Annotated in this window: 18 protein-coding genes; 9 read left to right on the top strand and 9 right to left on the bottom strand. The window is 51.8% G+C overall.

Annotation, left to right across the window (positions count from 1 at the left end):
- Nucleotides 1–75: 75 nt before the first annotated feature.
- From AC1HDJ_RS01545 to gpmM, 3 genes are read right to left on the bottom strand one after another with little or no spacing between them, the layout of a single operon-like run.
- Nucleotides 76–1,302, bottom strand: coding sequence for a divergent polysaccharide deacetylase family protein (locus tag AC1HDJ_RS01545; protein ID WP_479536706.1), 1,227 nt, complete (start codon nucleotides 1,300–1,302; stop codon nucleotides 76–78).
- A 22-nt stretch (nucleotides 1,303–1,324) separates the two neighbouring features.
- Nucleotides 1,325–2,572, bottom strand: coding sequence for a murein hydrolase activator EnvC (envC, locus tag AC1HDJ_RS01540; protein ID WP_479536704.1), 1,248 nt, complete (start codon nucleotides 2,570–2,572; stop codon nucleotides 1,325–1,327).
- A 7-nt stretch (nucleotides 2,573–2,579) separates the two neighbouring features.
- Entirely contained in the window at nucleotides 2,580–4,124 is a 1,545-nt protein-coding gene (gpmM, locus tag AC1HDJ_RS01535) for a 2,3-bisphosphoglycerate-independent phosphoglycerate mutase (RefSeq protein ID WP_479536702.1), read from the bottom strand.
- 274 nt (nucleotides 4,125–4,398) lie between these two features.
- On the opposite strand from gpmM, the gene AC1HDJ_RS01530 reads away from it, so the two are divergent.
- The 5 genes from AC1HDJ_RS01530 (at nucleotide 4,399) to AC1HDJ_RS01510 (ending at nucleotide 11,510) form a co-directional block, all read left to right on the top strand.
- A complete protein-coding gene (locus AC1HDJ_RS01530) occupies nucleotides 4,399–5,688 on the top strand; it encodes a GGDEF domain-containing protein (RefSeq protein WP_479536699.1) in 1,290 nt (429 codons plus the stop codon).
- A 372-nt stretch (nucleotides 5,689–6,060) separates the two neighbouring features.
- The gene (locus tag AC1HDJ_RS01525) at nucleotides 6,061–7,440 is read left to right on the top strand and encodes a DASS family sodium-coupled anion symporter (RefSeq protein ID WP_479536697.1); all 1,380 of its coding nucleotides are present in this window, start codon (nucleotides 6,061–6,063) and stop codon (nucleotides 7,438–7,440) included.
- Nucleotides 7,441–7,539: 99 nt separating this feature from the next.
- A complete protein-coding gene (locus tag AC1HDJ_RS01520) occupies nucleotides 7,540–8,643 on the top strand; it encodes an FUSC family protein (RefSeq protein ID WP_479536695.1) in 1,104 nt (367 codons plus the stop codon).
- Nucleotides 8,644–8,861: 218 nt separating this feature from the next.
- Nucleotides 8,862–9,539 (top strand): OmpA family protein, encoded by a 678-nt coding sequence (locus AC1HDJ_RS01515; RefSeq protein ID WP_479536693.1) that lies wholly within the window; start codon nucleotides 8,862–8,864, stop codon nucleotides 9,537–9,539.
- Nucleotides 9,540–9,821: 282 nt separating this feature from the next.
- A complete protein-coding gene (locus AC1HDJ_RS01510; RefSeq protein ID WP_479536691.1) occupies nucleotides 9,822–11,510 on the top strand; it encodes a M16 family metallopeptidase in 1,689 nt (562 codons plus the stop codon).
- Between the two features lie 98 nt (nucleotides 11,511–11,608).
- Here the strand turns inward: AC1HDJ_RS01510 and AC1HDJ_RS01505 are convergent, their stop codons facing one another.
- Entirely contained in the window at nucleotides 11,609–12,091 is a 483-nt protein-coding gene (locus AC1HDJ_RS01505) for a thioesterase family protein (protein ID WP_479536689.1), read from the bottom strand.
- Between the two features lie 341 nt (nucleotides 12,092–12,432).
- Here AC1HDJ_RS01505 and pldA point away from each other — a divergent pair, with 341 nt between their 5' ends.
- Together pldA and recQ are read left to right on the top strand one after the other, a co-directional pair.
- Complete coding sequence (pldA, locus tag AC1HDJ_RS01500) at nucleotides 12,433–13,383, top strand: phospholipase A (protein WP_479536687.1); 951 nt, start codon at nucleotides 12,433–12,435, stop codon at nucleotides 13,381–13,383.
- A 185-nt stretch (nucleotides 13,384–13,568) separates the two neighbouring features.
- Entirely contained in the window at nucleotides 13,569–15,389 is a 1,821-nt protein-coding gene (recQ, locus tag AC1HDJ_RS01495; RefSeq protein ID WP_479536685.1) for an ATP-dependent DNA helicase RecQ, read from the top strand.
- 32 nt (nucleotides 15,390–15,421) lie between these two features.
- Here the strand turns inward: recQ and AC1HDJ_RS01490 are convergent, their stop codons facing one another.
- Both AC1HDJ_RS01490 and AC1HDJ_RS01485 read right to left on the bottom strand, forming a co-directional pair.
- On the bottom strand, nucleotides 15,422–16,111 hold the full coding sequence (locus AC1HDJ_RS01490; RefSeq protein WP_479536683.1) for a pirin family protein: 690 nt from the start codon (nucleotides 16,109–16,111) through the stop codon (nucleotides 15,422–15,424).
- Nucleotides 16,112–16,462: 351 nt separating this feature from the next.
- Complete coding sequence (locus AC1HDJ_RS01485; protein ID WP_479536681.1) at nucleotides 16,463–18,112, bottom strand: methyl-accepting chemotaxis protein; 1,650 nt, start codon at nucleotides 18,110–18,112, stop codon at nucleotides 16,463–16,465.
- 240 nt (nucleotides 18,113–18,352) lie between these two features.
- Here AC1HDJ_RS01485 and AC1HDJ_RS01480 point away from each other — a divergent pair, with 240 nt between their 5' ends.
- Together AC1HDJ_RS01480 and AC1HDJ_RS01475 are read left to right on the top strand one after the other, a co-directional pair.
- A complete protein-coding gene (locus tag AC1HDJ_RS01480; protein ID WP_479536679.1) occupies nucleotides 18,353–18,634 on the top strand; it encodes a DUF3630 family protein in 282 nt (93 codons plus the stop codon).
- Between the two features lie 146 nt (nucleotides 18,635–18,780).
- Nucleotides 18,781–19,449 carry a 7-cyano-7-deazaguanine/7-aminomethyl-7-deazaguanine transporter gene (locus tag AC1HDJ_RS01475; protein WP_479536677.1) on the top strand — a complete coding sequence of 223 codons (669 nt, stop codon included), beginning with the start codon at nucleotides 18,781–18,783 and terminating at the stop codon, nucleotides 19,447–19,449.
- 116 nt (nucleotides 19,450–19,565) lie between these two features.
- Here AC1HDJ_RS01475 and glpC read toward each other — a convergent pair whose 3' ends face one another.
- The 3 genes from glpC to glpA are packed head-to-tail and all read right to left on the bottom strand — an operon-like array spanning nucleotide 19,566 to nucleotide 23,771.
- Nucleotides 19,566–20,768: an anaerobic glycerol-3-phosphate dehydrogenase subunit GlpC gene (gene glpC / locus AC1HDJ_RS01470; protein ID WP_479536675.1), complete on the bottom strand. Its 1,203-nt coding sequence runs from the start codon at nucleotides 20,766–20,768 to the stop codon at nucleotides 19,566–19,568.
- On the bottom strand, nucleotides 20,765–22,072 hold the full coding sequence (gene glpB / locus AC1HDJ_RS01465; RefSeq protein ID WP_479536673.1) for an anaerobic glycerol-3-phosphate dehydrogenase subunit GlpB: 1,308 nt from the start codon (nucleotides 22,070–22,072) through the stop codon (nucleotides 20,765–20,767). Before glpB ends, glpC begins: the two co-directional genes overlap by 4 nt.
- Nucleotides 22,062–23,771 carry an anaerobic glycerol-3-phosphate dehydrogenase subunit A gene (glpA, locus tag AC1HDJ_RS01460; RefSeq protein ID WP_479536671.1) on the bottom strand — a complete coding sequence of 570 codons (1,710 nt, stop codon included), beginning with the start codon at nucleotides 23,769–23,771 and terminating at the stop codon, nucleotides 22,062–22,064. Before glpA ends, glpB begins: the two co-directional genes overlap by 11 nt.
- Between the last annotated feature and the right edge of the window lie 87 nt (nucleotides 23,772–23,858).

The raw sequence follows: 23,858 nt of genomic DNA, 5'->3' as shown, positions 1-23,858 counted from the left end.
TTATGGCTTAGAGCTTCGGACATTAAAACGCCCCGCAGGCCACTGACTTGCCGGGCGTTTTTTATCGCCAGAGCATCAGTCTTCGCGCTGACCACGCATCAGTGGCAGTTTGATGTAAGGCGGCTTTGAGGTGCTGGCCGGCAGTAAATCGAGCTGGTTGATGTCAGGGCTTTCACTCATCCCTAAAATTTCAAGGGTGATCTCTGGCTCTGGGGCGAGTGGCGTGGCCTGTGTTGGCCGTTGTTCTGATTCAGCAGGCGGAACCGCCGGTGTTGGTTCGCTGTTGCCGTGCGCAGGATCGTGCGGCTTGTTCTCGGCAGGGGCGATATCGGTAGGCGATTTTCCAGCCGGTGATTTATCGGCCGACGGTTCGATGATCGGCCCCGGCTGATGCAGTCCGCTGCCTGTATTTGAGGTGCTTGGTTTGGTCACAATTTGGCCGCTTGCTGTGCCGGAGGATGTGTTGCCTGCCGGTTTTTCGCTGTGTGGTTTTTGGGCTGGCGGTGTCAGTGATGTATTTGATTTTGCATACACCAGTGTGCTGAGCGGCACGAGCTGGACATTGCGCGGTAAACTCGCGAGGCCTGCTTGCAACACTTTGATGGTATTGGGGCGCGGATGGCCGATAGCCACGGCCCAGCCTTTGTTCTGCGCCATTTTAACCGCACGTTGAAACTCTGCCTGTACTCGTGCAAGGCTGTTATCATCATCTAAAAACACGGTTCGCCGCAGGGCGGGCACACCCAGCTCACGGGCGGTAGACTCGGCCACCGAGCTGCTAATGGTGCGGCTATCCAAAAAAAGCAGTTGCTGTGTTTTTAGCTGCTGCATCAGCAGTTTCATCAGTGCTGGATCAGAGGTGGCGGCACTGCCCATATGGTTATTCAAACCAATGGCATTCGGCACGATACGCATGGCCTGCTGCAGGGTACGCTGAACTTCACCTGCACCCATACCGGTATGCAGAGCGCCAGCCTCAACCCGCTGGTTGCCGCGCGGCTGCATGGGCAGGTGAATAATGGTTTCACGCCTTTGCTGTGCGGCCTGTTTAGCCATGTTGGTGGCATGTGGCGCACTGGGCAGTACGGCAACGGTGACCGGCAGCGGCAGACGCATGACTTTATGATCTTCGGCGCGATAACCAACATCATCAATGACGATCACCAGTTTTCCGGCGCTGGCGTTGGCCGCATACAGCGACAGGCCGATTAGCAGCAAGATACGTGATCGTGAGAAGGCGAAACGCAGCAGACGTACGAGGGAAAAACGGCGTGGTGCTGGGTGTTGCGGGCATAACAGCATGGGAGATTCTCGGTTAACGGTATTAACCGCCCAGCCAAGGACGCGGATTTACCGCCTGACCCTGCCGACGGATTTCAAAATAGAGGCTGGGCACTCCCTGACCGCCGCTATCACCCACCAGTGCGATGGCTTGTCCGGCCTTGACGTTATCACCGGGTTTAAACAGTACGGTCTGATTGTACCCGTACAGGCTCATGTCACCTTTGCCGTGCTCGATCACCATCACCAGCCCGTAGCCTTGCAGCCAGTCGGCCAGCAACACTTTGCCGTCGGCAATGGCGCGCACTTCGCTGCCTTCATTGGCAGAGATAACCATTCCTTTCCAGCGTAATTCACCCTCTTGGCTATCACCGAAACGGTGTAACACTGCGCCATTGACTGGCCAGCGGTGCTGGCTACCTGGCCGGCCTAAGCCGCCGCTTTGTGCCATCAGGGTACGCTCGTTGGCATTGGGCACATACGGTTTGCCGGTGCGTTTCTCTTCGCTAGCGCGTTTGCGGGCCAGCTCACGGGCTTCACGTTCGGCACGCAGTTTGGCTTCCCGCTCGGCCCGAACTATCTGATCGCGCAGGCGTTGTTCATTGAGTTTTAGCTGGGCCAGTTGCTGCTGATTTTGTTTTAAATCAGATTCTAGCGCGCTTAGGGTTTTCTTACGCTCAAGGCGAGTTTGTTGCAGTTTGCTCTGTTGCTGCTGCTGTGTACCTAGCAGGGTTTTTTGCTGCTTTTGGGCCGCACTGAGCTGGTTTTTTTGCTCTTGAAGATCATGGCGGTTTACGCTGAGTTCATCGATAACCGCCCGGCGCTCATCATTAATGGCGCGGTAGTAGTGCAGTAGGCGTTCTGAACGGGCAGGATCATCCGAAGATAAAATGGCTTGCAGTTGCCCCTGTTTGCCGATGCGAAAGGCCGCATCAAGCTGTTGGGATAAACGCTGCTGGTGCTGTGCTTGTGTTTTTTCTAGCGTGGCGATAGAGGCGGATAAATGGCTCAGATCGCGCTGTAAACGGCTAAGTTGTTGCTCGGTCTGCCTTAGCACTTTGCTGGCTGCGCCAATCGATTGATCTTGTTGTTTTAGCGCTTGTTGCAGTTGTTCGCGCTGATCTTTTTGCGCGGCAACTTTGGTTTCTTGCTGAGCAATATCTTGCATCACTCCTTGCAGCGCCTCTTTAGTTTTCGGCGCGGCAAGGGTGAACGACGACCACAGCAACAGGCCGACACTGAGTGTGCCGACAAGCTGTTTTCTAAGTAGTACGCCGTTTTTTATCTGCATATGAAAATTATTTCACGATAAACAGCGGCTTGCCAGTCATCTCTGCAGGAATTTCCATACCCATCATGCTCAGCATGGTCGGTGCAAGGTCAGACAACTTGCCGCCGTGTACGGTTTCTGCCGGTTTGCCGACATAAATCAGCGGCACGGGCAGGTTGGTGTGGGCGGTAAATGGCTGTCCGGTAGTTTGGTCTTTCATCAGCTCGGCGTTGCCGTGGTCTGCGGTGATCAGCAGTTGACCATCAACTTTACGTACGGCAGCAACCACTTGCTCAATGCAGTGATCCAGCGTTTCAACCGCTTTGACTGCAGCATCAAAAATACCGGTATGGCCAACCATGTCGCCGTTCGGGTAGTTACAGATGATGGCATCGTATTTACCGCTTTCGATTGCGCCAACCAGTTTTTCGGTCAGTTCGGCCGAGCTCATCTCCGGTTGCAGGTCATAGGTTGCTACTTGCGGAGATTGGATCAGGATACGGTCTTCACCAGCAAACGGGTCTTCGACGCCGCCGTTATAGAAGAAGGTAACGTGTGCATATTTTTCGGTTTCTGAGATACGCAGCTGGGTTTTCTGGTGCTTTGACAGCCACTCGCCCATGGTATTGACCAGATTTTCCGGCGGATAAGCACACACTGTTTTGATGTCGGCCGCATACTCGGTCAGCATCACGAAATCACCGAAATTCACCACTTTTTCACGGATAAATCCGTTGAAATCAGCATTGATGAAGGTGCGGGTTAACTGGCGCGCACGGTCAGCACGGAAGTTCATGAAAATCAGGGCATCGCCGTCATTCATATCAGCAGCGGCTTCGCCGTCGGCTTGCAGCACGGTAGGTTTGACGAACTCATCGTTTTCACCGCGGGCATATGCCGCTTGCAGGCCATCGAGCACATTGCTGGCGTGGAACTCAGCTTTGGCTTGGGTCATCAGATCATAGGCCAGTTGTACGCGATCCCAGCGGTTATCGCGATCCATGGCGTAGTAGCGGCCAACCAGTGATGCTACGCGGCCTTTGCCCAGTTCTGCAAAGTGGTGCGCAACACGGGTCAGGCTGTCTTCTGCGCTACGTGGCGGAGTATCGCGGCCATCGAGGAATGCGTGCAGGTAGATTTTTTCTGCGCCACGCTGGGCGGCCAGATCGATCATTGCCAGAATATGCTCTTCGTGGCTGTGTACGCCACCTGGTGATAGCAGACCCATGATGTGTACGGCTTTACCGGCAGCTACTGCTTTATCAACTGCAGCAGTCAGTACTGGGTTGTGGAAGAAATCACCGTCTTTGATCTCTTTATCCAAACGGGTCAAATCTTGGTACACAATACGGCCAGCGCCTAGATTGACGTGGCCCACTTCGGAGTTACCCATTTGGCCATCGGGCAGACCAACATCCAGACCTGAGCCGGAGATTAAACTGTGCGGACACTCGGCCCACAGCTTATCCATGACCGGTGTATTAGCGTTTAAAATTGCGTTGTCCTGCTTATCTTCGCGGTAGCCGTAGCCATCAAGGATGACCAAAACCATCGGTTTCTTCACGTTAGCCATGTGAGACCTCTCGTCGAGAATACAAAAGTGTGCTGTGATACTTGAGCATATCAGTTCGGTAATTTTACTACATAACTGACTCGTGTCAGCTATTGAATATCACAGAATCAAAGAGAATCGTGGTTAAGGTTTTATCCTGTTTTAACAATTGATGCTAGATTCCCGTGCTACTGTGAGGTGATTATGTGTCACCTTACGCCTAAAGTGTTACCATTCTCACCATAAGATTTGGCACAACCTGCTTCAGGTTCTACCTCAGAGAATATCTAATTTTATGCGTCAGCACATCGCCGCCACGCTTTTTACGCTGTTATTAATCTTCACCGTTACTGCGGTTGTGGTGTATCCGGTGATCGCTCCGCGGGTGATCCGGGTGGATGCGAGCAACGTGCAGCTAATCGAGCCGATGGATGATCGAGTACGCGGCGGGGCAACCGAAGCGCGGGTAAGTGTGGATAATAATGGCCGTATTAACCTGTACTGCACGCTGAAAAATGTCTATCGCTGGCCGTATTGTGAAGTGTCACTGATGCTGAGTACGCCAGAAGAGGGGCTTGATCTTTCGGGTTTTAATCGTATTCAGATGCCTATTCGCAGTGAGGGGGTAGGCCCGCAGTTTTGGCGGGTCTATCTGCGCAACTATGACCGGGCCTATTCACGCGCTGATGATCCGCTTTCGCACAAGGTCAATGAGTTGATCGTGCGGCCGAGTGATACCAGTAATTTTCTGGATGTGCCGCTGAGTGCTTTTAAGGTGGCCAGCTGGTGGGTGAATGATAAAAAAATACCGGTGATGCACGCACTGCCGCAGTTTAACCGGATTTTCCAGATTGAGCTGGCCTCAAGCGAGCTGATGCCGGAAGGTGAGCATCATGTGGTGTTTGACTACATTGAATTTCACGGTTCGTGGATTGAGCAAGAGTACTATTACCTGCTGATTATTGCGGTTTGGGTGCTCTGCACGTTCGGTTATTTGCTGGGAATGCAGCTGCAGATGCGCCATGAGCTGAAAATCGCGCGCAAGCGTCAGCAGCAGTTGACCGATCTGAATACCATGCTGAAACTGCGCAATGAAGAGGTGGAGTATCAGGCTAAATATGATCCGCTGACCGGTGCATTCAACCGTTATGGTGCGCGAACCTTGATGCTTGAGATGCTGCGCCAGACTGAGCATACCGAGCCGTCGGCGATGATTTTGCTGGATATCGATCACTTCAAACGGATTAATGATACCTACGGCCATCTGGTTGGCGATGAGGTTTTACAGCATCTGGCACACCGTTGTCGCAGCTTGATTAATCCGCGGTGCCGCTTGGTGCGCTGGGGCGGGGAGGAGTTTATGTTGCTTTGTCCTGATTTTAATCGTGAGCAGGCACAAGAGCAGGCTGAATTGCTGCGTCAGGAGTTTGTGCTTACCCAGTGGCCGCTGGGGATCAGTGTGACGGTATCATTTGGTGTAGTAGAGCTGGTGATACATGAAAATATGGCCGAGACCATAAGTCGTGCCGATATTGCGCTGTATAAAGCCAAGCATTCAGGCCGAAATTGTGTGGTGTTGGGGTAATCGGCTAAAGCCCGATGTGTGGTGCTGACATGTACACAAGGTACTCGGGCTCATTTCACAGCGAAGCTTTTTTTCTTTGGTCTTTATCCCCTCTATTTTAATGCTGTGGATTTTTTAACCACGGTAATTATTATTGTCACGATTTCATGCTGCTTATTGGCAATTTATGCTGATAAGTGCATTGCTTTCAGGCTAAGCGACTCGCTTCAGCTCTCAGAAACTCAATCCCATCAGGTTATTGCGCTGTAAACACATTCCCACACTGTAAGTAAGTCGTTATCGTGGCGTTAAATTGATGAAGATCAATCCGTGTTGTGACTGAATATTTGGTGTGACAAGGGGTGTTATTGATCCCTGATAAGGACTGTTGATATGAGTGATGCTTCGTTACCGCAAATGCCCCAATCGGCACTGTTTGGCCGTAATCCGCTGATTTTAATCGCCGATATTGCCCTGTTTGTTTTGCTGCTGAATGTTTTACCGTTTGAACCGGCGGCGAATAAAGGTTTGGCGCTGATGGTATTTATCGGCGTGTTGTGGCTGACCGAGGCGCTGCATGTCACGCTGACTGCCTTACTGGTCCCGATAGTGGCAGTGGGTTTGGGGCTGCTCGAAGCGCCTAAGGCGCTGTCAATGTTTGCCGACCCGATTATTTTCCTGTTCTTTGGCGGGTTTGCGCTGGCCACGGCACTGCATATTCAGGGGATTGATCGCCTGATTGCCAATCAGTTGTTGGTGGCTGCTCGCGGCCGAATGGGTGTGGCGGCAATGATGCTGTTTGGTGTGTCGGCCTTGCTGTCAATGTGGATCAGCAACACGGCAACGGCGGCGATGATGCTGCCACTGGCGATGGGGGTATTGAGCCAGCTCGATCAGGAGCGTGATCATAAAACTTTTGTGTTTGTGCTGCTGGGTATCGCTTACAGTTGCAGTATTGGCGGGTTGGGTACACTGGTTGGTAGCCCGCCGAATGCCATTGCTGCCGCGCAATTGGGGCTGGATTTTGCCGGTTGGATGAAGTTTGGTATTCCAGTGATGCTGGTGACTATGCCGCTGATGATCGGTCTGTTGTATATGCTGTTAAAGCCAAATCTTAAGCACACATTTTCGATTAAAACGGAAACACTGGCCTGGACACCGCACCGTATCGTCACACTGGGTATTTTTTCGCTGACGGTGCTGTGCTGGATTTTCAGCAGCCAGATCAGTGCAGCTCTGGGCGGGGTGAAGCAGTTTGACTCGCTGGTGGCGCTGAGTGCCGCGGTGCTCATTGGTGCAACCGGTACGGCCAGTTGGGGGCAGATCCAGAAAAATACTGAATGGGGTGTGCTGATGCTGTTCGGCGGTGGTTTGACCCTTAGCGCGGTACTTAAAGAGTCGGGCGCTAGCGTGGTACTGGCCAACGGCATGGCCGATATTTTTGGTGCTAGCCACTGGTTTATCATTATTCTGGCCGTTGCCACTTTTATTATTTTCCTGACCGAATTCACTTCAAATACCGCCAGTGCTGCACTGCTGGTGCCAGTATTTGCCACGGTTGCTGATGCGCTCGGTATGCCATCGGCCCTGCTGACACTGGTGATTGGTATGGGCGCATCTTGTGCCTTTATGCTGCCGGTTGCCACGCCACCGAATGCCATCGTCTTTGGTACCGGCCATATCAAGCAAAGTGAAATGGTCCGTGTGGGGATCTGGTTGAACCTGATGTGTGTTGGTATTGTGACGCTGTTCGCGTGGTTCGTGTGGATGTAAATCTCAACTGATTTGTCGATGCGAAAGGTATTGCTCTCTGCATTGTAAGGCAGAGCCTGATAAGATTTAGGCTCTGTCTTTTTTTATGGCATCACCGTTATGCGTTTGGTTGATCGTGAGTTTATTTTTCGCCACTACCGTGTTTATCACGCCTTACGGGTGGGGCTGGCATTTTTGTTAACCCTGATTTTGCTGCACTATGCCCCGCTCGGGCACAGCCCGTGGGTACTGGTGACCCTGCTGGTGGTGATGAGCAATATCCCGTATATGGGCGGGGTATGGCAAAAGGGCTGGCACCGTATTTTAGGCACACTGATTGGCGCAGTAGCGGGGCTGATTGCGCTGGAGATGCAGCTAATTTCACCGTGGATAGGCTGGGTCTGGATGAGTGTGGTCGCCACGGCCTGCGGCTATTATGGTGTTGGAAAACGCCCATATGTGGCGATGTTATGTGGGATCACACTGGCGATGATCGGCTGGGGCGGCGTTGATGGAGAGAGTGAAGCTTTGTGGCGTGCGGCAGATGTGCTGATTGGCACTCTGCTGGCGATTTTGTTCAGCAGCCTGTGGCCGCAACGCGCCTCTCGCCGCTGGCAGTTGCTGCTTAGCGATAACCTCAAAGCGATGGCACAACTGTATCAGGTGCACCGTTCCGCCGAGCAGTTGCAGGCACTCGACAGCGAGCAGGCCATCAAAACTATTTATACCCGTCATCTTTCGATGCGCCCGCTGATGGCGCCGGCATCGCGTGAGCATTTTCTTCCTTTAGATACGCTCAATGAGATCCAAAGTTTGTTGCGGCTGATGCTCAGCACCCTTGAGTTGCTGGTTGGCACGCATAAATCTTACTCTGATGCACATATTCACTGGGAGTTGCCAAAACTCAAAGCTGAGCAAATGCAGGTGGCGCGCGCCATGAATGCTCAGGCTAGCCGTCTGCGTGGTCTACCGGCCTCCCGGCCTGACAGCGGTATGTTTGAAACTTTTGTGCCGCCGGATTTTATTGTGGAGCGTACTGATGATCGTCTGCCGCTGAGCCCGTTTGGTTACCTGTGGTTAAACCGTGAACTGGCACGCCAGTTCACGCGCTTACAGCAGTTATTGCAAGATGCCGAGCCGCAAGTCAAAAAAGGCCAGCGATTTACCGCCGAAAAAATAGCAAAAACCGAATCGGTATCACCGGTAGAAAATCAGGCAAAGTAGTCGTTTTCACCACAGAGTATCGAGTGGGAAAAATGTAACCGATTTCTTTGGTTTTATGCCAAATAGAGTTTGTTCAGCGGTCAGATTCACTCGCATAATAGGTAGATAGACGATGTTTTAACCTGCCGAACGTGGGCCTGATAGCGATAATACACTCACGCTGTAGCATCTCAGGCACTCATCGGGCGGGATAAAAATAAACAGCAACGGAGGGCGCTATGCAACATAACGCAATGCAACATAAGGCATCGCAGCATAACGTAATGTCGAATAAATGGTGCGAAAAACAGTGGCAGCCGAAAGGGCGGTTACTGAGCGCGGTAATCGCGGGCACAGTATTGATCTCGATGACGGCGCTGGCTGATGTACCGGTGCTCTATAGCGATACCGAATCAGTCGGTACACCACATTATCTGGCCGAATCTGCCCAAACGCCGAGGGTTTCAGTGCGGGAAGAGGTGATCGCGCGTGGATACCAGATGCCGATAGCAGGCCCTTACTCCGCGCAGGTTGTTCCGCCGGAGTGCCAGTCTTATCTGCCAAGCAATCAGTATAACGTGCTGGCCGTTCAGCCGGTCTATTTTGCGTTTAATCGCAGCCAGATTACGGCTTCAGATCAGAGAGTACTCGATTGTTTGGCGCGGGTGATGCAGCAAAGTGACTTGCGGGTTGGCTTGGTCGGCAATACCGATAGTATTGGGGCGGCAGGGTATAATCAGGCACTCGGTTTACGCCGTGCACAGGCTACTGCCGCGGCACTGGTGCAGCAAAGTACGCCCGCCGCTCAGCTCAGTTTTATCCGCAGTGCCGGTGAGTCAGCGCCGGTTGCCAGCAACGGCAGTGCCGAAGGCCGATCTCAAAACCGCCGGGTACAGTTTGTGCTGCAAGAGCCGTGAAACGCCATTTAGCAAGAGGCTCTAGCAGGCAGATATCAACAACCCTGTATGGATGACCCAATATCAGTAGTGATAACCACTCATCGTGTATTGGCAATCAGTATATGAGCAGCCAGTATATTGGTGATCTGTATGCAAGTGATCTGTCTATGATCATTCACGGTATATCGTGTGTTCAGTATTAGAGCGTGCGGCATTGTCGATGCTTCTGTGGCAATATGCGCAATAATTTCAGAGTCTGCCACAAGCCGGCTTTACGCTAAATTTTCAGGATGACGTAACATGATGCAAGGATGTACTCCGCGCTGGGCGAACCGCCTGCGCCGTGGCTCGGTGTTGCTTGGCATACCGCTGTTCAGCATGCTGCTGTTGAGCTGCACAGTGAGTGCGGCAGATGCACCGAATTCGCTAACGCAAGAGGCTGCGCCAGTGATCAGTGAGCTGAGCCAGCCACGTCAGCTGATACCTGAACCTGCATTATTATCGGCTACGTTGTCAGCCAATCAATCCTCTTTACCCAATGAAACGCCGAAGCCGCTGATACCGAGCCTCTCATTGTGGCAAATAGCACCTACACTTTCTGAAGCGCCAGCAGAAGCAAGTCACGCCCAGATTATGGCCATTCCGGCACAGACCGGTACGATTGAAGAGCAGCAGCAACTTCCGGCCTGGAATATCACGCAGGCTACTTTCAGTAACAGCCTTTCTGTGCTGATTAAGCGGGAAAATTTGCCACAAGATCGCGTCTATATACAGCTGCGCGCACGCGGCGGTATGCGATCTCTGCCACCTGAATTATTGGCGGCCGCAAAATTATTGCCGTTGTGGGTTAGCCCTTCACCAAGTATTTCCCCACGCCAGCGTGATCCATATCAGAGCAACCCCTTGCACAGTTTTGCCACGCAGAACAGTATTCAGCTGCAACCGATAATCACCGCTAGTCAGCACGGTATTAACGGCTCGGTAGATAAGACCCACATTGATGCATGGCTGGCACTTGCCCGCCAAATGCTGGAGGCCCCGCTTTTTAGTGAGCAAATTTTGCATGAAATACAGACACAAGAAGCGCGTGCTATGAACCAGTATTTGCAGACACCAAAAGGGCTGTTTCAATCACACTTGCAGCAGTATCTGTTTCCGAATAACCCGTATGTACGCTTTAGCTCACCGCGTGATTTGCAAAATGTCAGTTTAAAACAGCTCAACGCCGTGCATACACAGTTACGTAATGCACTGCAGGGTGCTGAACTGGTGATTGTCGGGAATGTTGATCCGCAGCAGGCGTTAACGGCGGTTGGCCGCTATCTGGGCGGTCTTGATTTGGGCGACAAACCCTACTGGAACGGCTATCCGTTTTTACTGAAAAAAAGTGCACCGCTGATTGATGCCCATAACCCTGATGATCAAGCGTTAGTTGTGGTTACCCGGCTCTCTGTTCCGGCGATGACTGATGATGTAGAGCACCGTTTGGCACATAAAATGCTGCAATATATCCTGCAACAGCGCATGGCACAGCAATTGCGTACTGCGCTGGGTATTTCTGCCAGCGTTACAGTGGATATGACCTATCCGGCCTCTGATATGCAGATGAACATGCTACAAATTCGGGCGAAAGTGCAACCGGATCATTATGTTGATGCGGAAGTTGTGCTGAAAAAAGAGCTCAATACTCTGTTGATTGATGGCTGTAGCACGCAGGAAATTGAAGCTGCTCGGCAACAAATAAAACGACAAATTGATGGTCTTTGGCAAGATCCGCAGCGCAGTGCGCAAATGCTGAGTGTCTACTGGCTGGCAGGGTATCCGGTAGAGGATATTATGCAGATGCCGACCTTACTGGCGGGGATTTCTGAACAGATGCTGCGTGATTTGACTTTGCACTATCTGAATGCGCCGGGCCAGCTCACGGCCGGTTTCTTACCGGATGCAGCACTGCCAAAACCGGCGTTGCCGGCTGGCGTACCACACTGAGATTCATTATTCAGTGTAAAGGGGCAAACTCAACATAATGTTCAGCCCTCAGTTACGGGTAAGTGTACTATCGGTAAGTGCACTTTGGTCTTGAGCGGTTAACCGACCAGATAGGTACCGGTACCAAACGCAATGTGCGTTCCCTCTTCATTGTGCAGCTCCATGCGGGTAACGGCCACTTTATTACCTGCACGGATCAGGTGGCCGGTGGCAATTAACTGCTGGCCGCGCCCAGGGCGCAGATAATCAATCCGTAAATCAATCGTTCCTACCTTGGTCAGGCGTTTGCCCAATTGCTGCAAGGTCTGCTCTTCTTCCTGTGTCAGTGCTGAGGTTGCCGCCAAAATACAGCCGACAACATCTAAAATGGCCGCCGTGACTCCGCCATGCAAAATTTTGTGGTGCGCATTACCTATCAGCTCATCACGCATTGTCACCTGTACCTCAACAATATCAGGTTCGTTGCGCGTTAATGTCATGCCGATTAAGCGGTTAAACGGCATCTGCTCCATAAATAACTGGCCGATAAAGTCGCGTGCATCGGCAGAGCTAAGGATCAGATCGGGCTGGGGTGATAGCATACACATCCTTGTAATCAAATTGTTTAAATAGTGTTTTTACTTTAAAGTAACGCGCCTAAAAAAATGTTATCACCGTCACGGAACTGCGGTATTTTTTTCTCACAGAAAAGGACGTGCATGCGCTAACAGAATCCGCTATTGCTTGGTAGGATGCATGCAGTCGATCAGCGCCATCAGCCCTCGTGGCTAAGATGTGCAAGATCATCCGTATTACTGTGGGCAGATGTGGGCATATAGCGCGGGGTTGTACCGAGTATTTTGCGGTGATAGGCCGTGCGCGTAGTCAGGTTGTCAGCAGTGAATTGTCAGCAGTGAAAAATTATCACATGGAGACGTTATATATGTTAGGTCGCCGTTGGGCTGTGGGTGCAAGTGTGTTGCTCTCTGGATTAGCCGTTAGCCAGTCAGTCGGTGCGCAAACCGCACCGGAGAGCGAGGCGCAAGCTGCGTCAGTGCCGGTTGAAGCACAAAGCGTAAAGCCCAATTATGCCGGGCGTATTGCCAATTTGCTCGAAGAGCATAACACGCCTTTTTTACTGATCCCGTACGATACCAACTATGTGCTGTACTCTTACAGCAGCAATATCAATAAAGCGATGTATGCAAACCGTGGTTACGATGCCAATGATTTGCGTAAAGACAACATCAAATTTCAGCTCAGTTTTTCCTTCCCAATTTGGCGCGGTATTCTCGGGAATAACTCAGTCTTGGCTGCCGCCTATACCCAAAAATCACTCTGGCAGGCCACCAACTTTGCCATTTCAGCCCCCTTTTTGGAAACAAATTATGAACCGCGCCTGTTTACCGCGTGGAGCACTGACTACACGCTGGCGGGGTGGCACTTTAAAGAGCTGGAGCTGGGGTTTGTGCACCAGTCAAATGGCCGTGGTTACGACTATTTTGATGAGAAAAATGAAAAGCATGACACCTCACGCAGCTGGAACCGTATTTATGCTCGGGTGATGGCTCAGCGCAATAACTGGATGGTTGATCTCGAACCTTGGGTGCGGGTTGATTCAAGCAAAAACGATGATAATCCAGATATCACCGATTATCTGGGGCACTACCGTATGCAAGTGGGCTATAAAGCCGGCGACAGCGTATACAGCCTTGAAGGGCGCTATAACTGGAACTCGGATAAAGGCAGTGCGCAGTTAGGCTGGAGCTACCCGATTACCCCGAGCGTTCGTTTTTATACCCAGTTATTTACCGGTTACGGCCAGACCATGATTGATTACAACTTCCGCCAGACCTCATTTGGTATGGGCTTTATGCTGAACGATATTATGTAACAGCACTGATTTGTACGGTTGAGTGCGCGCCGAGTGCGTATTGCACTAAATTTGTACCGTATGGAAATCTGACAACCAAGCCCGCAAAGTCTGTGCGGGCAACAAAATAGCGACAAACGGCGGCACTCTTTCTACAATAGCCGCTCTTTAGCCCGTTATTTTATCGTTTACCCGAGGATCACTGCGTGTCATTGGCGGAACTTCCCTTAGAACCTTCAGCTGCCGCGCATGTTTTGCGCGAGGTATTCGGCTATCAGGCCTTCCGCCCCGGACAAGCGGTGATTATCGAGCAGGTGCTCAGCGGCAACGATTGCCTAGTGATTATGCCTACTGGCGGCGGGAAATCGCTCTGCTATCAGGTTCCGGCACTGATGTTGCCGGGTGTCACGCTGGTGATCTCTCCGCTGATCTCGCTGATGAAAGATCAGGTCGATCAGCTGCGGGCTAACGGCGTTGTCGCAGCCTGCCTGAACTCCACCTTAAGCCGTGAACAGCAGCAACAAGTGATGCTGGATGTCAAAAACGGCAGCATCAAACTGCTGTATATCTCACCGGAACGGCTGCTGGCTGGCGGGCTGCTCAACCGCTTGGCCGACTGGCCTCTTTCTATGCTGGCGGTGGATGAGGCACACTGCATTTCACAGTGGGGGCATGATTTTAGGCCCGAGTACCGCGCCCTGGGCGAGATAAAACAGCGTTTTCCGCATTTACCGGTCATGGCGCTGACTGCCACTGCGGATGAAACCACCCGGCAAGACATTGTCCGCCACTTGGCGATCCCCAATCACTATCTGCATTTGGGCAGTTTTGACCGGCCAAATATCCGCTACACGCTGGTGGAGAAATTCAAACCTGCGGAACAATTACTGCGTTATGTGCAGGATCAGCGCGGAAAAAGCGGCATTATCTACTGTAACAGCCGCACCAAAGTTGAGGATACCGCCCAGCGTTTGAAAACCCGCGGGCTGAGTGTGGCGGCCTATCATGCCGGTTTGCCAACCGAACGGCGCAATCAGGTACAAGAAGCGTTCCAGCGTGATGATGTACAGATTGTGGTGGCTACAGTGGCGTTTGGCATGGGCATCAATAAGCCAAATGTGCGCTTTGTCGTGCACTTTGATATCCCGCGTAATATTGAGTCTTACTACCAAGAGACCGGTCGGGCGGGGCGCGATGGCCTGCCAGCAGAAGCGGTGCTATTTTTTGACCCTGCCGATATGGTCTGGTTGCGCCGAATGCTCGAAGAGAAAGAGCCCGGGCCGGTGCGTGATGTTGAAACCCATAAACTGAACGCGATGGGCGCATTTGCCGAAGCGCAAACCTGCCGCCGTTTGGTGTTGCTGAACTACTTTGGTGAGGGCCGTCAGCAGCCGTGCGGGAACTGCGATATCTGTCTTGATCCCCCTAAACGGTATGATGGTTTACAAGATGCGCAAAAAGCGCTGTCGTGTGTCTACCGGGTGGGCCAGCGTTTTGGTATTGGTTATGTGGTCGAAGTGTTGCGCGGTTCGCTCAATCAACGCATTCGCGAGCACGGGCATGAAAAATTATCGGTATACAGTGTCGGGCGCGATCAGAGCCATGAGCACTGGGTAAGCGTGTTGCGCCAGCTGATCCATTTGGGGTTTTTGACCCAAAATATCTTGCAGCATTCGGCCTTGCAACTCACTGAAGCGGCTCGCCCGTTGCTGCGCGGTGAAGTGAGCCTGCAGTTGGCTGAACCACGTACGTCGCTGTCATCACTGAAAAACAGCATTAAAACCGCGCTTAGCCACTATGATCGACAGCTGTTTGCCAAGTTACGTAAACTGCGCAAATCCATTGCCGATGAAGAGGGCATTCCCCCGTATGTGGTGTTTAATGATGCCACATTGCAAGAGATGGCCGAGCAAATGCCGGTTACCGCGCGTGATATGCTGGCGGTAAACGGCGTAGGCCAGCGTAAGCTTACCCGTTTTGGCTCGCCGTTTTTGGCGATGATCCGTGATCATATTGACGGTGAATAACCGCCTTTGGGCAGGGTTATTCACCGAACATCTCAGGCTAAATCAAACAGCAAAAACTCACTGTTGCTGCGCGCACTGATTTGTAATTCCTGCTCTTCCCAGATGGCCAAACCATCACTGTGCTGTAACCGCTGCCCATTGACCTCAATTTCGCCATTGATCAGCTGTATCCAGACATGCCGCCGTTCGGCGATACGGTAATGGGCCTGTTCGTGTGCTACTAGTGTCCAGCGCCATAGCGTCATATCCTGAAAAACCTGCAGTGAACCGCCGTGCCCATCGGGTGATAAAATTAGCTGTTTACCCTGTTGCGGCGCGAAACTGTGCTGTGCATAGCGCGGTGTAAGCCCATTTTGTTGCGGTAAAATCCAAATCTGAAATAAGTGCAGTGGTGTGCTGTCGCTTGGGTTGTATTCCGAGTGGCGAATGCCGGTGCCGGCACTCATTATCTGAAACTCTCCGGCCTGCACTTCGGTGATATTTCCCATGCTGTCTTTGTGTGCAATCCGCCCCTTCCGGACATAGGTCAGAATCTCCATGTCTTTGTGCGGGTGGGTCGGAAAGCCTGAGCGCGGCGCGACAATATCTTCATTGATCACCCGCAGTGCGGAGAATCCCATGTAGTTGGGGTCGAAATAGTCAGCAAACGAAAAACTGTGCCAAGTCTGCAACCAGCCATGATTATCGTGCCCGCGCAGATCAGATTGACGAAGATGTAACATACAAACCTCTTCTCATCCTCAATGTAATAGACGCAGTGTAGTCTTTCGAAAAGAGAAAAAAAGGGCAAAAAATCACCAGAATGTATCAATTTTTACGAATGATTACCGGGTAAACCGTGCCGATTCGGGGGCGTGCTAGTGTTTATTTACTGTAGGGATGCAGAGCAGAGTTGCGTTTAACGATAAAACGGCTCAGGAAACGTGAACATCACGCGGCAAACCTGAATGCGGAACAGCAGCGTAAAGCGCTAGAGGCGTAAAGGTGTAGGCGATAAAAAAACGGAGCAGAAAATCTGCTCCGTTATCGGGTATTACGTGAAAAATACCGTGTACCGTAAAAGGCGGGTCGTATTACACAGAGAAGCGGTTAGTCATCTGCTGCAATGAAACGGCTAGCTGGCTTAACTCAACACAAGCTTGTGCGGTCTGGTTAGCGCCTTGCGCCACTTCATCAGAGGCGTTATGGATATTCACAATGCTGCGGTTTAGCTCTTCAGTCACTGAGTTTTGTTGCTCTGTCGCGCTGGCAATCTGGGTGTTCATATCCGAGATCTGAATAACCGATTGGTTGATTTGGCCAATGGTTTGTCCAGCATGGCGCGCCTGCTCAACACTGGTTTGCATCTGTTGGCGGCTGATTTGCATCGCCTGACCGGCTTCTGCAGCACGGGATTGCAGCACATCGATAATTTTATTGATCTCGGCGGTTGAGTCTTGGGTACGCTGAGCCAGTGTACGAACTTCATCGGCTACTACCGCAAAACCACGCCCTTGCTCACCGGCACGCGCGGCTTCAATGGCCGCATTCAGCGCCAGCAGGTTGGTCTGGTCGGCGATATTACGAATGACATCGAGCACCACACTGATGCTGGCACTGTCTTGCTCAAGTTGTTGCACCACATTACCGGCACGCTCAATTTCCTGTGCAACTTGCTCAATACTTCCGATTGAACTGTGCACCACTTTACTGCCGCTGTTTGAAGCATCGGTCGCTTTATGTGCTGCGGTTGCCGCATCGGTAGTGTTGCGCGAAACTTCCTGCACGGTCGATTGCATCTCATTCATCGCCGTTGCAAGTTGTGACACTTCACTTTGCTGTTGTTGCATACCTTGCGATGACTGCTCTGCAATAGCACTGACCTCTTCAACGGCGGTACTAAGCTGTGAGACTGAAGCACTGATTTCGTTGACCATCTGGCTTAGCCCCTCTTTCATCTTACGAATAGCGTGGGCTAGTTGGCCGATTTCATCATTCGATAATTTGCCAGCATCGATGTAGTCACACAAGGCGCTGCGTCCAATATATCCATTGGCAATTTGCTGTGCCTGATCTACCAGTAAAATCAGTGGGTCGCGGATCTGGCGTGTCAGTACGGTTGCAAATACTATGACTAAGCCAATCGATAGCACAATGCAGATAGTAATATTGATTTTAGCCGAGGAGTAGGCTGATTCGGCGGTAGCGTGTGCGGCTATCGCGTATTTTTCGTTAAGCTCAATCAGTTGGGTGACATCAGAAAGCATAGAGATGTAAGTTGTCATGCTCTGACCGAGCAACAGGCTATGCGCCTGATCAATTTGTTCGCTCTCTGCGAAATTTAATAATTGATGATTGGTGTTAATGTACTGAATCCATTTGGCTTTAATCTGGGCGTATGTTTTCTTTTCATCTTCTTCAGTGATCAACTTAGCATAGTCATCAAGAGTGGTATTGATGTCGGTACTTAAGTCACCGAGAGCCTGTATATACTGTGCTTTACGTGCCGGATCTCTCATCACGAGAAACATACCTAATTCATAGCGGCGAAAATCGGCCACTGTCTGTCGGATAGCGGCTGCAGTACGGATACTAGGAATAACACTATTGGTCAGATCCATAGATCGGTTGTTCATTTGCTTGAACTGGGTTAGTGAGAATATTCCTATCCCAATCAGTAATAAGCAAAGTACCGAAAACGCTGTGGTAAGTTTTTTACCAATGGTGAAGCTGGGTAATAACATAAAATAACCTTGTTGCTGGATGTGTTGCAAGACCACCGCATAGGCGGAGGAGCACCATAAAAGAGGGGTAACGCTGCAGGGAATAACGCATAGTTTGCCCAACAGTGTGGAGCAAAGTGCAGTGGTGCAGGTTACAACTGTGTTTGTTAGCGGCTGGGCGTCAATAAAATGAAGCATTGATCACATTTTTTTACTAAATAGGATGTATATGTGCAGAAAAAGAGATAGAGGTGAAGAAGAGTGCCGATTCTAAGCATCTACTGCCGTGGGCTCGATTTTGATAATTTTGCCGAAAAAGTGCAGCCGTTATTGTTGTTGGCCGAGTTGCAAGTGTTTGATCGCCAGTGTGATGCCGATCTGCACACTTGGCGGGTGGAATTTGAAGGTACGCCGCTGCTGCTGCGCGGTGATCACTATACCCAGATGCTCTGGCTAGAGGCTCTGTGCAGCGAAGGTGAGGCAGTATTGCGGTTTTTGACGACTCAGCAGGCGATTTTTGCTGCGGCGCTGGACAATAGCTGACAGTTGCGCAACAGGCGAGTATACTCTGCGCGGTAGGTCAGTCTGCGCTGGTGTTGAGCTTGTATTTCATACACAAAACCGGCTGCGGCTGATGAATTTCTGGTATTGGGTTCCCTCACCCCAACTAACAAAAAGGTGGACGTGTCATGCTATCCTTTAGCCGCGACCAGCAGCGCCATGCGCTTGTCTGGCTGGTTTTGTTTCATGTTTTTATCATCGCTTCAAGTAACTATCTGGTGCAGTTGCCGATCACGATTTTTGGTTTTCATACCACGTGGGGGGCATTCTCGTTTCCGTTTATCTTTTTAGCCACTGATTTAACGGTCAGAATTTATGGTGCGGCAATGGCGCGCCGAATAATTCTTGCTGTGATGTTGCCTTCGTTACTGATCTCGTATGTGGTTTCTGTGCTGTTTTTGGCGGGAAGCTATCAGGGGGTGGCTTCACTGACAACATTTAATCTGTTTGTGGCGCGGATTGCGGTTGCCAGTTTTATGGCGTATCTGCTCGGCCAAATCCTTGATATTAATGTTTTTAACCGTTTACGTCAGATGAAGGCGTGGTGGTTAGCGCCGATGGCTTCTACGCTGTTTGGTAATATCAGTGATACTGCATCGTTCTTCTTTATTGCCTTCTATAAAAGCCCAGATCTATTTATGGCCCAGCATTGGGTAGAGATCGCGCTGGTAGATTACACCTTCAAGCTGATTATCAGTTTAGGGCTGTTTGTTCCGGCATACGGCGTGTTGCTCAATTTTCTGCTCAAACGCCTGACTCATACGCCGGAAAAAACGGTGTGGGTGCAGCAAAACTAACGCTGTGGTCAGTGTATAAACCTGCAGTATTATCAGCAGGATAAACAACAAAAACGGGCAGCGGAGGGCATGCCCGTTTTTGTTTTGGTCTGTTAGCTTAATTGCTAGTTAAGTTATCAGGCCAGAGCTTGGGCCAGCACAGTGATTGGGTGTTCGCAGCGTTTGCTGGTCGACATTTCAATCTGCCATTTGCAGGTTTCACAGTCAGACACCACAAAATCAACGCCGCTCTCTTCAATCTGGCGGAACAGCGGTGAGCCGATAGCCTGTGACGTGTCGTAATTCTCAGATTTAAAACCGTATGTTCCGGCAATGCCACAGCATTGTGAGTCGAGCATAATCAGCTCTATCCCCGGAATACGTTGCAGTAAATCAAGGGTATACGGAACCCAGCCCATTTTTTCCATATGGCATGGCGTATGGTAAGCCACTTTCAATGGGGTGTGTTTGAGCGGTAAGGTGCGGCCAGCGCTCAGCTCACGGTATAAAAAACGGGTGACCAGATCGATGTGGCTGCGCACTTTGCTGTTGTCTATCCCCAAAATATGCGGGTACTCATCGCGCAGCGTGAAGGTGCAGGTGGAAGAGGTGGCCACAACCGGCAACCCTTTTTGCTCCACGGCGGTTTCTAGGTGCTTCACATTGAAGCTGGCCTGTTTTTTCGCTTTTTCTGTAAACCCATTGGCGATCAGCGGTACACCACAACACTTCTCTTTATCCAATAACTGCACACCAAGCCCCATGGCATTGAATACGCGGATCAGATCTTTACCCAGTTGCGGATGGTTGTAGTTGACATAGCAGCCGTGAAAATAGGCCACCTGCTCGGCATACTTGGCCTGATTTTCTGCCGCGTGTTTGCGATACCAGTTGCGGAATGTGCCGTGTGAATATTTGGGCAGTTCACGGCGGTGATCCACTTTCAGCGTACTGTCGAGCAGTTTGCGTACCGGTTTGAGGCCGGTTGTTAGGTTGATGATGGGGGCAAAGGGGGTAGAGAGTGAACCCATCAGATCGGTATGGCTTAAAATCGCATCGCGCAGTGTCGGTTTTTTCTGGCTGTACTGGGCACGGGCGCGCTGAATTATGTCACCAATTTTGACATCAGACGGGCAGGCCACTTCGCAGCGTTTGCAGTTGGTGCAGTATTTTAGCGCTTCATCATACAGATCAGGGTTTTTAAGCCGTAGGCGCTCACCGTCAGGGCCGGCCTGCTTGGGGCCGGGGTAGAGTGGGTTGACTTTCGATACCGGACAAAACGTGGTGCAGGCGGTACATTTTATGCAGCTTTCAAAGCTTGAATCGGGGGTGATGCTCATGCGTGGGCCTCCTGACGTTGCAGGATCTGTTCTGCTACGGTGAGTGCGGTGGTGACAGATACGCCGGCACCGCAGCCAAGATAGATAGGATCATAGCCACCGAGCACCGAGCCGATGACATATAAATTCTCAATGGTTTTCCCCGCTTTACGCGCGCGCAACTGGTTATCAACCTGTGCACCAAACTGTAAAAATGGCTGACTGGTCAGAAACTGCGGGTTGCTCCATTGTGCGCGCTCACCGGTATCAACCACATCTAACCCAAAGATAGGCTCACGAATATGGCCAAATTCGGCGATGAGACCGTTACTGAAAAAGCTGCCACTGGCCAGTACCACATAATCGGCTTGTACCGGAATATCCTCATGGTTTCGGGTATACAGTGCTTGCACTCGGCCGGATTCAAGCGTAGCACTGCGCACCTGATCGCCGTTCATCAGCAGGCCGCCGAGCTGTTGAAAGCGGCGTTTAAGTGCCTGTTGTAACCGGATACCGAGCACTGATGGCGGCAGGGTAGGCAGTTCGAGCAGTGTTAAGCCGGTCAGTGTTTGCAGACGATCCAGCAGATCGTGCTGTTCAAGCCCCAGCACGGCCGGTAAAATCACGGTTTTCGCCTGTTGCGCAGCCCGTTGCAGCTCGGCGGCCAGAGGCGCAAGGTCGGTCAGTTGCTCTAGCACGCGGGCGATGTTGACTGAGCGAAACTCACTGGGATTTGCACGCAGCAGGTCAAGCTGCGGCAAGGTTAGGTGGTCGGTAACGATATCGCAGTGGCGGTACAACGGGTGCTCGCGCAGTGTTGCGGCAGCCATTTCAGGCTGGAAATCATGGAAGCCTTCGATGCCGATCAGTGCAATTTTACTGTGTGTGGCAGCAGAACCATCACTTTGCTCTGCGTGGGAAGATAACGGATGTACCGGCACTGACTCTGGGCTTAGCCAAGTGCTACGCAAACTACCAAGCGGGGTCATCCGCAGATGATTCTGTGTTGCCGAACCGTGCATCGGCATGCCGCTGTCGGCCAGTATCTGGCTGAACTGTGCGGTGGCCTGTGTAATCGCCTGATAACCGATACGGGTATACGGATGCTGTGGCGCTTGGGTGGCCAGCTGATCAAGTGCTTGCAGTGGCGTTGCTACGGCGTGCCCGTTGGGTAAGCGGCTGAGCAAATCGAGTGAGCCGGAAGAGAAGTTCAGCGCGCACTGCCCTGCGCTGATAATGGTACAGCGTTGCCCAGCCTGTGCCAGTCTGATCCCACAGGTTAGCCCTGCCAAACCGGCACCAATGATAGCCACATCAAATTTCATTGGTGTTCTCCTGTTGAACGGTTTGAGTAGTAGGGGTTGCCGTGGTGTTTTGCTGTGTATTGACGGTATTTAATGAAACTGGCGGAACATCATCAAGCCCGCATAAGCCCTGATAAATCCAGTTGGTAAATTCTGATTCGCGCAGCGCATCCCCCCACGCAATTGGCCGAATGCCTTTCCAGCGCTCTTCTAGAAATTCGCGCAATTGTTGGGTTGATTGTTGCGGTGTGGTCTGGCCAAAACGCGCCATAACGCCGGCGGCACGGCAGGCACACAGCTCACCCTGACAAGGCCCCATGCCGACCCGTGTACGGCGACGCAGATCAATGAGGTTATTTACTTTAAGCTCGTTCACCGCATAGCGCACTTCGGCAGCGGTGACCGCTTCGCACTCACATACCAGTGAGCTGTCGTAACGGTTGATACTGACAAAGCGCGGCGCGCGGTCGCCGTGGCGGTACACCGCTGAACCACGTAATGGCGCAGGCAGGCTGATAATTTTATCGTGCGTCTGTTCGGTACGCTCGTTTGAGCCGGGCAGTGGTTGTTCGGCAGTGGTGCAGCGCGCGCTATGATTGAGTTTTTCGCACACCAGATCGGTAGTCCACTCGGCCATCAGGCGGTAGGTCATTAGCTTGCCGCCGGTAATGGTCACCAGCCCGTCTAGCCCGTCGCGCTTGGCATGATCAAGCAGCACAATACCGCGGCTGACGTTGCGTCCAGAAGGATCATCATCACTGGCAACCAGAGGCCGGACTCCGGCGTAGGCGCGTAAAATCCGGGTTTTCTCCATAATCGGTGACAGCTTAATTCCCTCACGGATTAAAATATCAACCTCTTCCGGTGTTACCCGCATATCGTCAATCCGGTCATACGGGATCCGGCTAGAGGTTGTACCGATCAGCGAAATGGTATCACCCGGCACTAAAATATCGGCATCCGCCGGTTTGCGGCAACGGTTGATGACCTGATTATTGATGCGGTGGCCCATGATCAGTAGCGCCCCTTTCGCGGGCAGCATCCGAATGGTTAGGTCGGCATATTCGGCAATCCGTTGCCCCCAGATCCCACCGGCATTCACCACAATCGGGGCATACACTTCAACCACCGTATGGGTCTGGTGATTAAATGCACGTACCCCAATGACTTTTGCACCTTCTCTAATCAAACCGACCACTTCGCAGTAAGTGAGCACTTGCGTACCCTTTTCGCGGGCATCTAGCATATTGGCGGCAGTCAGGCGAAACGGGTCAACCGTGCCATCAGGTACGGTGACCGCACCAATCAGCGCAGGGTTCACGGAAGGCTCTAAACGGCGAGCCTCTGCCGGGGTTATCGCATTAGCATCAATACCGGCACTCTGGCAGGCGCGGATAAATCCAGCTTGAAAATTGAGATCATCTTCCGGCAGCGTAATAAACAGGCCACCGGTCGGCTCGACACAGTGGCGGGCAATTTTTTTAAGAATTTTGTTCTCGCTGATGCATTCGCGGGCTGACTCTTCATCGGTCACCGCGTAACGTGCGCCGCTGTGCAGCAGACCATGATTGCGTCCGGTAGCGCCGGTGGCAATATCATCACGCTCAAGCAGTACGCAGCGCAGGCCGCGCAGGGCGCAATCTCGGGCGACACCGGCTCCGGTTGCACCGCCGCCAATAATAGCGACATCGGTTTCAATTCGGGTTGCGCTGTTCATCATGGTCACACTTCTCACAGGTCAGCGGTAGAACACCAAATAAAGGGGAAGAGATGTATCGCTGCTACGCTTGGCATCAATCCGGTTATC

Source organism: Plesiomonas sp. ISS29 (assembly GCF_056522795.1).
The sequence above is the reverse complement of the archived record's forward strand: the minus strand, read 5'-3'. Positions and strand labels throughout refer to the sequence as shown.